Source organism: Dokdonella sp., from assembly GCF_051958935.1.
Lineage (GTDB): Bacteria > Pseudomonadota > Gammaproteobacteria > Xanthomonadales > Rhodanobacteraceae > Dokdonella_A.
The window spans coordinates 1-13,300 of the sequence record NZ_JBQCFP010000110.1 but is presented as its reverse complement, the minus strand read 5'-3'; the positions used below and the strand labels follow the sequence as shown (position 1 = coordinate 13,300).

At 66.6% G+C, this 13,300-nt stretch carries 11 protein-coding genes; 4 read left to right on the top strand and 7 right to left on the bottom strand.

The window, feature by feature from the left end; translation table 11 throughout:
* The first annotated feature begins 50 nt into the window (after window positions 1-50).
* Window positions 51-602 carry a hypothetical protein gene (locus tag ACTHK2_RS10765; protein WP_440245709.1) on the top strand — a complete coding sequence of 184 codons (552 nt, stop codon included), beginning with the start codon at window positions 51-53 and terminating at the stop codon, window positions 600-602.
* A 188-nt stretch (window positions 603-790) separates the two neighbouring features.
* Here the strand turns inward: ACTHK2_RS10765 and ACTHK2_RS10760 are convergent, their stop codons facing one another.
* The 3 genes from ACTHK2_RS10760 to ACTHK2_RS10750 form a co-directional block, all read right to left on the bottom strand.
* Window positions 791-1,597, bottom strand: a complete 807-nt coding sequence (locus tag ACTHK2_RS10760) for a mechanosensitive ion channel family protein (protein WP_440245708.1) — start codon at window positions 1,595-1,597, stop codon at window positions 791-793.
* Window positions 1,598-1,605: 8 nt separating this feature from the next.
* Window positions 1,606-3,261 carry an ABC1 kinase family protein gene (locus ACTHK2_RS10755; protein ID WP_440245707.1) on the bottom strand — a complete coding sequence of 552 codons (1,656 nt, stop codon included), beginning with the start codon at window positions 3,259-3,261 and terminating at the stop codon, window positions 1,606-1,608.
* Window positions 3,262-3,409: 148 nt separating this feature from the next.
* Complete coding sequence (locus ACTHK2_RS10750; protein WP_440245706.1) at window positions 3,410-4,375, bottom strand: sigma-54 interaction domain-containing protein; 966 nt, start codon at window positions 4,373-4,375, stop codon at window positions 3,410-3,412.
* Window positions 4,376-4,754: 379 nt separating this feature from the next.
* Between ACTHK2_RS10750 and ACTHK2_RS10745 the strand changes: the two genes are divergently transcribed.
* A complete protein-coding gene (locus tag ACTHK2_RS10745; RefSeq protein ID WP_440245705.1) occupies window positions 4,755-5,579 on the top strand; it encodes a universal stress protein in 825 nt (274 codons plus the stop codon).
* Window positions 5,580-5,696: 117 nt separating this feature from the next.
* Here ACTHK2_RS10745 and ACTHK2_RS10740 read toward each other — a convergent pair whose 3' ends face one another.
* The 4 genes from ACTHK2_RS10740 to ACTHK2_RS10725 form a co-directional block, all read right to left on the bottom strand.
* Window positions 5,697-6,665 (bottom strand): L,D-transpeptidase, encoded by a 969-nt coding sequence (locus ACTHK2_RS10740; protein WP_440245704.1) that lies wholly within the window; start codon window positions 6,663-6,665, stop codon window positions 5,697-5,699.
* A gap of 263 nt (window positions 6,666-6,928) precedes the next feature.
* Window positions 6,929-10,174 carry an efflux RND transporter permease subunit gene (locus tag ACTHK2_RS10735; RefSeq protein WP_440245760.1) on the bottom strand — a complete coding sequence of 1,082 codons (3,246 nt, stop codon included), beginning with the start codon at window positions 10,172-10,174 and terminating at the stop codon, window positions 6,929-6,931.
* A gap of 1 nt (window position 10,175) precedes the next feature.
* Entirely contained in the window at window positions 10,176-11,228 is a 1,053-nt protein-coding gene (locus ACTHK2_RS10730; RefSeq protein ID WP_440245703.1) for an efflux RND transporter periplasmic adaptor subunit, read from the bottom strand.
* Window positions 11,229-11,247: 19 nt separating this feature from the next.
* The gene (locus tag ACTHK2_RS10725; RefSeq protein WP_440245701.1) at window positions 11,248-11,454 is read right to left on the bottom strand and encodes a YgaP family membrane protein; all 207 of its coding nucleotides are present in this window, start codon (window positions 11,452-11,454) and stop codon (window positions 11,248-11,250) included.
* A gap of 227 nt (window positions 11,455-11,681) precedes the next feature.
* Here ACTHK2_RS10725 and ACTHK2_RS10720 point away from each other — a divergent pair, with 227 nt between their 5' ends.
* Both ACTHK2_RS10720 and ACTHK2_RS10715 read left to right on the top strand, forming a co-directional pair.
* Window positions 11,682-12,023: an ArsR/SmtB family transcription factor gene (locus ACTHK2_RS10720; protein WP_440245700.1), complete on the top strand. Its 342-nt coding sequence runs from the start codon at window positions 11,682-11,684 to the stop codon at window positions 12,021-12,023.
* 192 nt (window positions 12,024-12,215) lie between these two features.
* Window positions 12,216-13,214: an FkbM family methyltransferase gene (locus tag ACTHK2_RS10715; protein ID WP_440245699.1), complete on the top strand. Its 999-nt coding sequence runs from the start codon at window positions 12,216-12,218 to the stop codon at window positions 13,212-13,214.
* The last annotated feature ends 86 nt before the right edge of the window (window positions 13,215-13,300 follow it).

The following is a 13,300-nucleotide window of genomic DNA, read 5'->3' as shown; positions in this document are numbered from 1 at the left end:
CGCGACATGTATCGTTCCATGGACGCAGCCGACCGGAATGGAGCCAGCCGATGTCCCCGCAGCACTCCCTGGTGCTCTACGGCGTCATTCCGCTATGGCTGCTCGCCGGTGTCGCGGACTGGTACTTCCATCGGCGCACCGACATCGAGGACACGAGCGGCGTTCCGGAATCGGCGCTGCACCTCCTGATGCTTGCGGAGATGGGCCTGCCGCTGCTCGCCGCGATCTATTTCGAGGTCAATGCACTGGTGCTCGCGCTGCTCGGCGTCGCATGCATCGTGCATGAGATCACCGCGTACGTCGACGTGCGCTATGCGATCACGCGCCGCGAGGTCGGCGTCGCCGAGCAGTTCGTGCACAGCGTGCTCGAAATGTCGCCGCTGATGGTGCTCCTCCTGCTCGCGAGCGCGCATTGGTCGCAATGGCTTGCGCTGTGGGGGCTCGGCGCGGACACCGCACGCTTCGACCTCAGCGCGTCGAGCGAGATGCCGCCGCTCGCCTACAGCGTCGCCCTCGCCGTCGCGATTGCGTTGCTGGCAGCGCTTCCCTATGTCGAAGAGCTGCTGCGCGGATGGCGTGCAAGGCAGCCGTCACGACTCTAGCAGGATGTTGAAAAAGGCGCTATCCAGCGCTGTTTCAACTCAGCGCGTCCGGCGCATGTCCGGACTCGCTTCCGCGATTCAACGACGTGCGTCGTCGACTCGCGAGCGATCCATTCCTGGATCGCGTCCGCAGGCTGTTTTTCAACAGCCTGCCAGACGCAGACTCGGCGAAGCTGCGGGCACACGATTCACCCGTGGGCGGGCAGGGGCGGCGCAGGAGGTCCCAGCGGCCGCACGCCCGCTTCGGCAAGCGCCTTTTGCAAGGCCTCGATGAGCGCGGACCGCGCGGTCGCGAGATCCTGGCGCGGCGCCCAGGCCTGGATCATGAGCTGCACGCCCTTGTCGCTGAGGTCGCTCGCCGCAACGAGCGGCGCGGGTTCGCGCAGCAGCGGAGGCCGCTGGAGCACAGGCGCGATGGCCTCGACGACGCGCGGCAGCGGCGTGTCGATGGAGAGTGCGAGCGAAACGTCGATGCGGCGCTTGTCGCAGCGCGACGCATTGACGATCGCCTGGTTGACGATCAGCGTATTCGGCAGGGTGATGAGCCGGTTGTCGGGCGACAGCAGCACGGTCTGGAACAGGCGCACCGATTGGACATGGCCTTCCTGTCCGGCCACGGTCACCTGGTCGCCCGCGCGAAACGGCCGCAGCACCATCAACTGCACGCCGGAGGCGAGCTGCGCGAGCGAGTCCTTGAGCGCGAGGCCGATCGCGAGGCCCGCGGTACCGAGCACGGCGAGGAACGACGCTGTCGGGATGCCCGCGAGCTGCAGCGATGCGAGCACGACCACCACGATCCCGACCGCGACGATCGAGCTGCGCACGAAATCGGCCAGCAGGCGATCGATATGACGGGCGATCAATGCCGCCCCGACGGCGCGAGCGGTCCAGCGCGCGAGCTGCAGCCCGATCACGATCAGGACGAGCGCGATGAGCAGGCGCGTGCCGTAGCGGAGAAGCTGCTGCAGCCAGAAATCGAGCGTTTCGGTGGGCATGTCGGGTATCACTGCGGCCCGCGTTGCTGCCGTGGCGGCGGCCGGCGGTCACGAAGCAGCGAACTCAGCACGAGACCCAGGCCGAGGAGGGCGGCGGTGACGAACAACGTCATCGCGAGCAGTGGATAGGCCGCCCCGCTGGTACCAGGGGGCACGCGCATGACGAGCGCGGACGCGATGAGCAGCGCGGCGACCACGAGCCCGGCGGCGATACGGTTCGCGATCTTCTGCAGGTTCTCCATGAGGTGCGACTCGCGCAGGCCGACCACGCGCAACTGCAGGCGGTTCTCGGCGACGAGCGTGAGCGCGTCGGCGAGCTTGCGCGGCAAGCCGAACACGAGGCGTTCGGCGTCGAGCAGTTCGCCGGCGAGCAACGCGGGCGAGAATGCCTGCCGAAGGTAGCGGCCGATCAGGCTTTCCAGATGCCGCTCCACCGGCTCGCGCATGTCGAGACCCGGCTCGAGGCAATCGCAGACGTGGCGCAGGTTGAACAGCGTCTTGCCGAGCAGGTTGAGGTCCGCCGGCAGGCGCAGTCCACACTCGGCGCTCACGCGCGTAAGTTCGAGCATGAGCCGGCCTTCCGACAAGCCCCGCTGTGCACGGTGCGCGGCGTAACGCGCGACCAGTTGCGCGACGACGCGCTCGTAGCGCTCCTCGTCGAAGTCCTCGAGGCGGGTGCCGATCGAAATCGCTTCGCGCACGACATCGTCACCGCGACCTTCGACGGCCGCGAGCAGGAGCTTGAGCAGTTGCGTACGGCGCCGCGGCGGCAGGTACGCGATCATCCCCGCATCGAAGATGCCTAGGCGCCCGTCGTCCAGCACGCGTACGTTGCCGGGATGCGGGTCCGCGTGGATCTCCCCATGCACGAATGCCTGGTCGAGATAGGCGCGCACGAGGGCCTGCGCGAGCGGAGCGTAATCGCATTCGGTACGCCGAACGCCGTCGAGCGCGGTGACCTTGCTGCCTTCGACGAGGTCCATCGTCAGCACGCGGCCGGTCGTGAAGGACCAGTGCGGTTCGGGCACGAACAGTTCCGGATACGGCTCGAGGTGCGCGCGCAGGCGCTCGAGATTCTCGGCTTCGGAGCGGAAGTCGAGCTCGGCCATGAGCGTCCTGCGCATGTCGAGCACGGCGTCGCTGAAGCGGATGCGGCGGCCCGCTTCGGTCACGCGATCGAACCGGCGCGCGAGCGAGGTGAGCACGTCCATGTCGCAGCGCACCTGTTCGCCGATCCCGGGCCGTTGCACCTTGACCGCGACGACGCGGCCGCCGCGCAGCACGGCACGATGCACCTGAGCGAGCGAGGCCGCGCCGAGTGGATGCTCGTCGAAGGCTTCGAACGCATGCGAAATCCGGACGCCGAGCTCGGACTCGATGACTTCACGCACTTCGGCGAAGTCGAGCGGAGCGACGTCCTCCTGCAACGATTCGAGCGCCTCCACCCACGCCGCGGGCAGAACGTCGCCGTGCGTTGAAAGGAGCTGGCCGATCTTCACGAACGCCGGTCCGAGCTGCGCGAGGTCCTGCTTGAATGCCTGCGCGCGTCGGGGGTCGTCTCCGGTGGCGGCAGCCTTGCCGTCGAAAGGCGCAGCGAGGTCGCGGCGATACTCGAGGAGAAATCGCAGGATCTGTCCGGTGCGTTTCCAGTAGCTCGCGGCCATGCTTCGCTTCCCGTCGACGTGCAGACGCGCGGTACTGTCGCAGCCGGCGTCCATGGCGGTCATCCTCGCAGCGCCTTCCCGAGCGCGCGATTAACGCCGCGGCACGCGCTTCACGGCGGGTTACACCGATTCGGGGGAATGGCGAGCGTCAGGTTCCGAACAGCAGGCCCCGTAGGGGCTTGCGCTCGTCGCGCGATCGATAGCGGGACAGGCGGTTGTATACCGTCTTCGGCGTGACGCCGAGCTTGTCCGCCGCGGCCCGCTTGTTCTCGTTGCACATCGCGAGTGTCTTGAGCAACATCTCGCGCTCGACTTCGGCGAACGTCATGCCGACGGTGAAGAAGATCGAATCTTCGGTGAGGTCGACCGCGGCATCCGACTCGTCGTGGCGCGGCGGCTGGCTCAAGTCGACGAGATCGGAATCAGCCAGTATGTAGTGCCGTTGCACGGCATGCCGAAGTTCGCGCACGTTGCCCGGCCAAGGCAATTCTGCCAGGCGCTGCAGCGCTTCCGGCGCGAATGCACGGCGCGTTCCGTGACGCTCGTTGAGGCGCTGCAGGAAGTGCAGGACGAGCAGCGGGATGTCTTCGCGGCGCTCGCGCAAGGGCGGAATCGTCAAGGGGAATTCCATGAGCCGGAAATAGAGATCGCTGCGCAGTCGTCCGTCGCGCACGGCCTGTGCAGGATCCCTGTTGCATGCGGTCACGATCCTCGCGTCGACCGCGACATCGCGCGATCCACCGACGCGGCACAGCGCATGCGACTCGAGCACGCGCAGCAGGAACACCTGCAGCAGCGGCGGCATTTCGGTGATCTCGTCGAGAAACAAGGTGCCGCCCTTGGCCTGTTCGAACAAGCCGGCGTGCGCCTGCTGCGCACCCGTGAATGCGCCCCGCTCGTGGCCGAACAACTGGCTGGCGAGGAGGTCCGGCGCGATCGCGCCGCAGTTGAGGGCGACGAAACGCCCGGGGCGGCCGCTGAGATCGTGCAGCGCGCGTGCCGCGAGTTCCTTGCCGGTGCCGCTTTCGCCGTAGAGGAGGATCGTCGCATCGAGCGGCGCCACCTTGCCGATGCTGTCGAACAGGTCGAGCATCGCCCGGCTGCAGCCGATCATCTGGCCGAGACGCCGGGGCGGTTACGGGCCGCTTTGTTGGCTGCTGCTGGGGCAACTTGTTGGCGCCGAACACCTGGGCTGACTCAGGGCGAGGCTCAAGCGCAGCTCGCGAAAGCCGTCAGGAGCGAGATACCAGAGCCGGCGACGGCGCGGCTTGGAGCCCCTTCCCGGAGCCCCAGAACGTGCGCAATGCCTATTATGTAAAATAAATGTTTTCCTGCTGTCCGGCCCTCGACGGCAGCGAGTCCCAAATCGCGCTTGGGAAAGGCCGAGCCTCTGCGATGCAAATCACGCGGTCTCGCGACTGCTTGATCCAGATCAGCAGCGGCCGGCGCCACGGACGCTAGGGTGCCGTGCATCGCCGAGTTGAGATGGGGCCATGAAAGACATCCTGGCTTATGCGGACAACTACACCTCCGTGACACCAAGCATGGAGTACGCAGCGGGCATGGCTGCCGCTCTCTCCGGACACCTGACTGCCGTGCATGTCGTCGCATCGCCGTACATGATGGTCTCGCCCTACGACGCGCCGCTGTTGCTATCGCGGATCATCGATGACCTCCGGCAGATCAAGGAGGAAGCGTGCGCACGGCGCAGCGCGTTCGAATCCAAAGCGTGCTTACTCGGCGCACGCTCGGCGCTCTGGGTGGTCGCCGAGGGCGAGGTTCCGGAAGTGCTCTCGCAGATTGGCAATTGGCACGACGTGCTCATCCTTGGCCGCGATGCAGAGAGCAACTGGGGCTCGCCGCAGGCGTTGGGAGGCCTGGTCCTGCGCAGCCATCTGCCCTGCATCGTCACCCCGCCGAGTTGCGCGACGGCTCGCGCGCAGTGCGTGGCAATCGGCTGGAATCACTCACCCGAGGCGATCCGCGCGATCCATGCAGCGCTACCGCTTCTTGCCGCCGCCGGTCGCATCGTGGTCCTTTCCGGCAAACCACGCGAGCAGCCGCTGAAGGTCGGCTGGATGCCCGAGTTCGACCTCGGAACCTACCTGCGCGGACATGGGCTCATCGTCGAGGATCGCGAACTGGGCGCGAGCGACGCGGACGCCGGTGCGGCGCTGCTCGGAGCCGCTGCGGAGTGCCGCGCGGACCTCCTCGTGATGGGTGCATACGGGCGTGCGCGCTTCAGCGAATGGATCTTCGGTGGCGCGACCCGCCACGTGCTGGCCGAAGCGCACATCCCGGTCTTCCTGCGGCATTGATCCGCGAGCGCGGCGCCTCAAGCGCGCTGCGTTCGCGACGACAACCGCTGCTGCCGTGACGGCGAATGTCGCCCGCGCCGGCGAAAGCGAATCCAGGGCTCGCCTCGAGCCGATCGATCAATCCGACGCCGTGCCTGAATCCGACTGCAGGATCTGCGCCTCGGTGTCGCCGCGCAACGCGGGCTGGTCCGTCACCAATACGGTCGTGCCCGCGGCGATGACGCTGCGCACGTGCTCCCTGAACTCGTCGGCCACCTTGAGGTACGCCGCGAGCGAATCCATCGACCGCCGGCCGAGATCGCCGCGCAGTGGCACGGCGAGCCAGCTGCGCGATCGGGCTGCGCCGCCCTGCTCTTCCTGCGCCACGTAGACGACGGCTCCCCTCGCCTCGAGCCCTTCGGCGACATCCACCGGCGCCACGCCGATACGCAAGCCGTTGCGCATCACGTACGCACGCCGATCCGCCAGGCTAATGAGGATGCTGACGGGCCCTTCATCCTTCGCATTCGCTTCCCACCAGAAAGACGCGGCGCGTCCGACATGCGAGTCCGGTGTGCCGAGCGGCGTCACGGGCGCGAGCACCGACGGATGGATGATTTCCGGGTCGATGGCGTCCCGGTCCGACACGACGACGGTATCGCCCTTTCGGGTCACCCCGAACAGCCACTCGGCGAACGCGTGCGGCATGCGGATGCAGCCATGCGAGGCGGGATATCCGGGAAGCGTGCCCGCATGGATGGCGACGCCATCCCACGTGAGCCGCTCCATGAAAGGCATCGGCGCATCGTCGTACAGGTTGGATCGATGCTCGCGCTCCTTCTGCAGGATCGTGAACACGCCCGCCGGCGTCGCGTGACGGCGCTTGCCCGAGCTGACCGGACCGGTGCCGATCGCGATGCCGTTGCGATAAACGTACGCGCGCTGCTCGACCAGGCTGACGACGATCACGACCGGGCCCGTCGGCGCGACCTGCGGGTACCACCACGTGTCGTTCGCGAGCGGTGCCGCATCCGGACCGTCCGCGACTGCGGCTGTTTGCGCAGACAGAAGGATCGCGAACAGTGCGCCGGTCCACTGGCCTCTCATCGTTGGACCCGCGGCGCACCGTGCGCATCGGCGGGCCGGCCCGATACGGTACTCGTCACGGGTCGACCGCTACGCCCGGAAGTCCGCCGCGCCCCCGATCGGCTTTCATCGCGACTCCTCCGGTTGGTATGGACAGGGCCACGATAGGACGGGCGACGTCCTCGCGATTTGATGCAGGTCAAACCACCTCGTTTTCAGCATCCTCCACGTCTATCGGGCGGGCGCAGCTCGCCGAGGAACTCGGCGCCGGACGCACGATGCCGTCATACCGCATTGCGCGGCCGATGCGTGATCGCGTAGTACAGCACCGGAATCACGACGAGCGTCAGCACGGTACTGACCAGGATCCCGAAGATCAGCGAGATGGCCAGACCATTGAAGATCGGGTCGTCGAGGATGAAGAACGCGCCGAGCATCGCCGCAACGCCGGTGAGTACGATCGGCTTGGCGCGGACAGCGCAGGCGTCGATCACCGCCTCCTCCAGCGCTACGCCGCGCGCGACTTCGTGGTCGATGAAGTCCACCAGAAGAATCGAATTGCGCACGATGATGCCTGCGAGCGCGATCATGCCGATCATGCTCGTCGCGGTGAACTGTGCCCCGAGCAAGGCATGGCCCGGCATCACGCCGATCACGGTCAACGGTATCGGTGCCATGATCACGAGCGGCACGACATAGTTGCGGAATTGCGCGACCACCAGGAGATAGATGAGCACCATGCCGGCGGCATAGGCGATGCCCATGTCGCGAAAGGTCTCGTAGGTGATCTGCCATTCGCCGTCCCACTTCACCGCATAGCGGCTCGTGTCCGCCGGTTGCGCGATGAACGTCTGTTGCAACGGCGATGCCTGGCCTTCGAACCGCGCATCGTGCAGTTTTCCGACCATCGCGAACATGCCGTACAGCGGACTGTCGAGCTTGCCGGCCTCGTCGCCGGTGACGTATGCCACCGGCAGGCCGTCCTTGTGATGGATCGCGCCGTCCCACTCCTCCGTTTGCACGGCAACGAGTTCCGACAACGGCACCAGCCCGCCCCCTCCCCCGCGCACCTGCACGGCAAGCAGCGATGACGAGCCCGCCTGCTGCTCGGCGGGCAGGCGCAGGCGGACAGGGCGCGGATACTTCGAGCTTCCGTCATGTATGAATGCCGCATCGTTCCCCGCGACGGCTGCGGCAATCGCATCCGACACGGCGGCCTGCGTCACACCCAGCCGCGCGGCGCGCACCCGGTCGAGCACATAGGTCTCGCGAGGCGCATCGGCCTCCACGCTCGTGTCGACATCGACGATGCCTTCGGTGTATGCGAACTGTGTCGACGCGAGCTCACGCGCGATGCGGCGCTGGCCCGCGTAGTCGGGTCCGTAGACCTCCGCCACGAGCGGCGCGAGCACCGGCGGTCCGGGCGGCACCTCGACGACCTTCACCGATGCTCCGTAGCGGGCACCGATCGCCGCAAGACCTGGGCGCATCGCCCTCGCGATCGCATGGCTCTGTCGCGAGCGAAGATGCTTGTCGATGAGATTGACCTGCAAGTCACCGACGTTGCTGCCGCTACGCAGGAAATACTGTCGCACGAGTCCATTGAAGTTGATCGGAGCCGCGGTGCCTGCGTAACCCTGATAATCGAGCACCTCGGGTATCGTGTCGACTTCGGCAGCCAGTTCCTTCAGCAGCGCGTCGGTCCTCTCCAGCGTGCTGCCTTCCGGTAGGTCGACGACGACCTGGAGTTCCGACTTGTTGTCGAACGGGAGCATCTTCAGGACGACCCATTCCGCGGCTGCGAGCGATGCCGCCAGCACCACGAGCACGATCATCGAACCGAACACGAAGCGACGCCTCCGGCGTGCATGCGGCACGAGGAATGGCGACATCAATCGCCGGAACAGTAGGCGCAATGGGTCCTGCTGACGGACTTCGGGAGGCGATGAGGCGTGTCCGGTCGCCTCGTGCCGCCGCAGCAGCTTGAGCGACAACCACGGCGTGACCGTCAATGCGATCGCCAGCGACAGCAGCATGCCGGCCGACGCATTGACCGGGATCGGGCGCATGTACGGCCCCATGAGTCCCGACACGAAGGCCATCGGCATCAGCGCCGCAATCACCGTGAAGGTTGCCAGGATGGTCGGGCCGCCGACTTCGTGCACGGCGCCCGGAATCACCTCGGACAACGTGCGCGCTCGACCGTCGGGGCCTGGCAGCGTCAAGTGCCGATGGATGTTCTCGACGATGACGACCGCGTCGTCCACGAGGATGCCTATCGAGAAGATCAACGCGAACAGCGAGACCCGATTGAGGGTGAAGCCCATCGCGTGGGAAGCGAACAGCGTCACCGCGAGCGTCAGGGCGACGGCGCTGCCGACCACCACCGCCTCGCGCCACCCGAGGGTGAACAGGACCAGCGCGATCACCGACAACGTGGCGAAAAGCAGCTTCTGCATCAACTTCTGCGCCTTGTCGGAAGCGGTCTTGCCGTAGTCGCGGGTCACGGACACATGCACGTCATCGGGGATCATCTCGCCGTGGAGCTGAGTGATGCGATGGCCGATCGCAGTCGTGATGTCGGACGCATTGCTGCCCGGCTTTTTGGCGACCGCGATGGTCACTGCCGGAGCGATGCCGGCACCGGGTCCCGCGCGACCCGGCGGCGAGCCGAACCATGCATAGCGAGCAGGCAGGTCGGCCCTTGCCTCGACAGTGGCGACGTCCGAAATCAACAGCGGCTTGCCGCCATGGCTGCCGATGACGAGCGCGGCGACGTCCTGCGCGGACGCGAGGAAGCGGCCGGCCGTGACGGGCAATGCGCCATCGGCATCCACGCGTTCCCCCGGCTGGCGCACCACGTTCGCCGCCTGCAGCGCCGTCGCGAGATCGCCCGGCTCGAGACCGTAGGCTGCGAGCTTGGCCGCGTCGAGGGTGACCATGACGACCCGATCCGGCGCACCGATCGTATACACGTTGCGCGTGCTTGGAATGCGCTTGAGTTCGGCCTCCAGCGCATGTGCCACCTCCGCGAGGCGGCTGGCGTCCGTCGACGCATCGTCGCTCCAGAGAGTCAGGGCCATCACGGGCACGTCGTCGATGCCCTTCGGCTTCACCAGAGGCGTGCCGATACCGGTGTTCGGCGGCCATGCGTCCAGGTTCGAGAACACCTGGTTGTACAGGCGCACGAGGGCCGCCTGCCGCTCCACGCCGACCTCGAATTCGACGGTGACCACTGCCGCCCCCGGGCGGCTGACGGAATACACGTGCTTGACGCCTTCGATCTCCGACAGCGTCTGTTCCAGCGGCACCGCCACCAGCTGCTCGACATCGCGCGAACTCGCGCCTTCGAAGGGGACGATCACGTTCGCCATCGTGACGTCGATCTGCGGCTCTTCCTCGCGGGGCGTGATCACCACTGCGAGCAGGCCCAGCAAGAGACCGGTGAGTGCGAGAATCGGCGTCAACGGATTGGACTGGAACGCTGCGGCCAGACGACCCGCAATGCCCGAGCGCGGCGGGTTCGGCATGTCATTCATGCGTCGAATCCGCCGCCTGCCGTTGCGCGACCAGGGCCTGCACCGCCGCAACGGGATCGCGCACAACCATGTCGCCCGCGCGCAATCCGCTGATCACGTCCACCATCTCCTCCTCGCGTGCGCCGAGACGGACCTGGCGCAGCACGATCCGATCACCCTGTTTGACGTAGATGCCGCTGAGTTCGCCCCGTTGCGCGATGGAGGCAGCAGGAACGCGCACGGCTTGGCTTTCCGCTTCGCCGCCTCCCGCATCGAACATGACCTTCGCGGTCGTACCCGGTGCCGGCGGCGCCGCGAGCTCGGGCAGGTTCGCCCGCACGATCACGCTGTGACTTGCGACGTCCGCCGACGGAAATACGGTCACTCGCGGCGACACCGCTTCGCTTCCGTCGGGAAACAGCACGCGGGCGCGCGGGTCGCGCCGGATCGCGTCGGCGCGCGTCTGCGGCACGGACACCTCGATGCGCAGGTCCCGCGGCGCGTAGACCGACATCAGCGGCTGGCCGGAAACCACCGTCTCGCCGGGTTCGACGTCGCGCCGCGACACCACGCCCGCGAACGGCGCACGCACCACGGTATAGCCTGCCTGCTGCTCCACCTGCGTCAGCCGTGCGCGCGCCGCATCACGCGCGGCGACGGCCGCATCACGCTCGGCACGTGCTTGGTCGAGCTGGGCACGAGACACGTACTGCGCACCCGACAACGCATCGAAGCGCGCGTACGTGCGCGCCGCCACCACGGCGGCGGCTTCCGCCGCGCGCAACTGGGCTCGTGCGGTATTCGCGATGGCATCCTGTTCGACAGCGACGATCCGTACCAGCACCGCATCGGCGCCGACGCGGTCGTTCACGTCGGCTTCGACCGCGGCGACGGTTCCGCTGGTCTGAGCGCTGAGATCCGCTCGCCGGACCGCTTCCACCACGCCGTCCCAGGCACGCCCCGCGGTCAGCATCGGCCGCTCGACCGGGAAGGTCGATAGCTCGGGCAGCGGCGACATGCGATCGGCCATACGCTCACTGCCGCATGCCGCGAGCGCCAGACCCATCGCGGCCGGAAGCCACCGCCTATCTGAAAGCACAACCGCCCCCTCGCACGCCGATCTTCCTGAAGACAAACGCGGCCGGGCAGAAGCCTGTCACGCTCGCCTGCAGGAGGTTGAGGCCGATGAATGCGGTCAGGAGCAGCCACCAGGCGGAATGGAAATGCACCAGCAGCACGCTGACGAGAATCATCACGCCGGCGAATGCCATCACGGCTCGATCGATGTTCATGTAACCAGCTCCTTGTTCACGTGGAGGATTGCGCAGCGCGCGCCCGCGCTGGACCGGTGCTTGCTCATGCGAGCGATCCGGGCTTGTGTCGTCTTTCCGGACACCCAGCGGCTCAGTATATTAGCAATTTCATATATAACAATCAACTGATATTATGCCGCCGGGGCCGAGCTAGACTGAGCGCATAGCCCGGATGCCCGGGCGACGTCTTTGCAGGAGGAAACCCAATGGCGCGCGGCAGGAAATCCCCTCTCGGGATCGACCCCCGGCGGATGCGCGCGCATTCGCGCGACGCGAGCCGGCTGCTCAGGACGCTCGGCAACGAAAGCCGGCTGGTGATCCTGTGCCTGCTGGCCGAGGGCGAGCGCTCCGTGACACAGCTCAACGAGCACCTCGATCTGAGCCAGCCCGCGCTTTCTCAACATCTCGCGGTCCTTCGCGACGAAGATCTCGTGACGACCCGGCGCGACGCGCAGACGATCTACTACGCGCTCGCGCCCGGCCCCGCCGCCCGCGTGGTGGAGGTCCTGCACGACATCTATTGCGGCACCGAATCGAAGGGCGGGTGATGCGGCCATCGGGGTACGCCCGCCGCTCCATGGCGGGCCTCGCCCGGCTCGCTGCGCCGCGCACGCCAGACCGCCGCCGGCTCGAGGAAAGTTCCACAACCGCGCGGGAAAGGTGATCGCGACGGCGTGCTCCAACGGCTTGCCACCAACGTCCAGATCAGCGCGGGTGGACATACAATGTCGCGTGGCGAAGTGCCCGACGCCCTCGCCGGGACATTGCATTTCCTGAAGGGGGAAAGAGATCACGCCGGTGCCGGCTCGGTGCTCATGGGCAACGCAGCGCTCATGGGCAACTCAGCCATGGATCTTTGCGCGGCCATCGGTCGCGCCGAAAAACGTATCCCTCCCCCGCTCCTGGCCGCGAACATCGACCTGGAACGTAGCGAACGAGGACCTATGCGTACACACGTGATCTCATTCCTGAAACGGCTTCTCGGCATCCACCACCAATCCGGCGTCGAGCCACTGGCATCCATGCGCACGGTCGGTTGGCGTCGCCACAGCTACTGGGTGCCCGAAGGTTTGCTGGGGCCGGAATCCGTCTGTTACTGCATCGGCGCCGGTGAGGACATTTCCTTCGACGTCGAACTTCGAACGAATTTCGGCTGCCAGGTCTTCATCTTCGATCCGACCCCGTACGGCATCAACCACTTCGCCGAACTCGAGCGCCACGTCGAACAAGGCAAGCCGTTCAGCACGAAAGCCGTCAACCACCCTTACACCTACGACATCGACGCTGCGTCATTGGCCCGCATCACGTTCGTTCCAACGGGCGTGTGGGATCGCAAGACGGTCCTCAAGTTCCACGACCCCCAGCAGGCGGACTATGCCTCCTTCTCGGCATGCCTCTTCCAGGATTCGGACAAGGTCGTCGAGGCGCCGGTGGACAGGCTCGCGAACCTGATGGCCGAGCTGGGCCATCGCACGATCGATCTGGTGAAGATCGAGATCGAAGGCGCGGAATACCGGGTCATCGAGACGATCATCGAGGACCGCCTCGACATCAAGGCGATACTCGTGGAGTTCGACGAGGTGTACCACCCGCGAAACAAGGCCTACCATTTCCGGGTCAGGCGGGCGTGCTCGCGTTTGCGCAAGGCCGGCTACGTACTCGTCCATTCGACGCCGAACTTCAAGCGGACGTTCCTCCGGCGCGACATCTACGATCGGCTCAGGGCGCGGTCTTCGTGAGATGCATCCGTGCCGTGCGACGACGCGACCGCGCGTGACGGGCCAGGCTGATCCCATGGGGAAACGCGCATGACGCGGCGGACGGA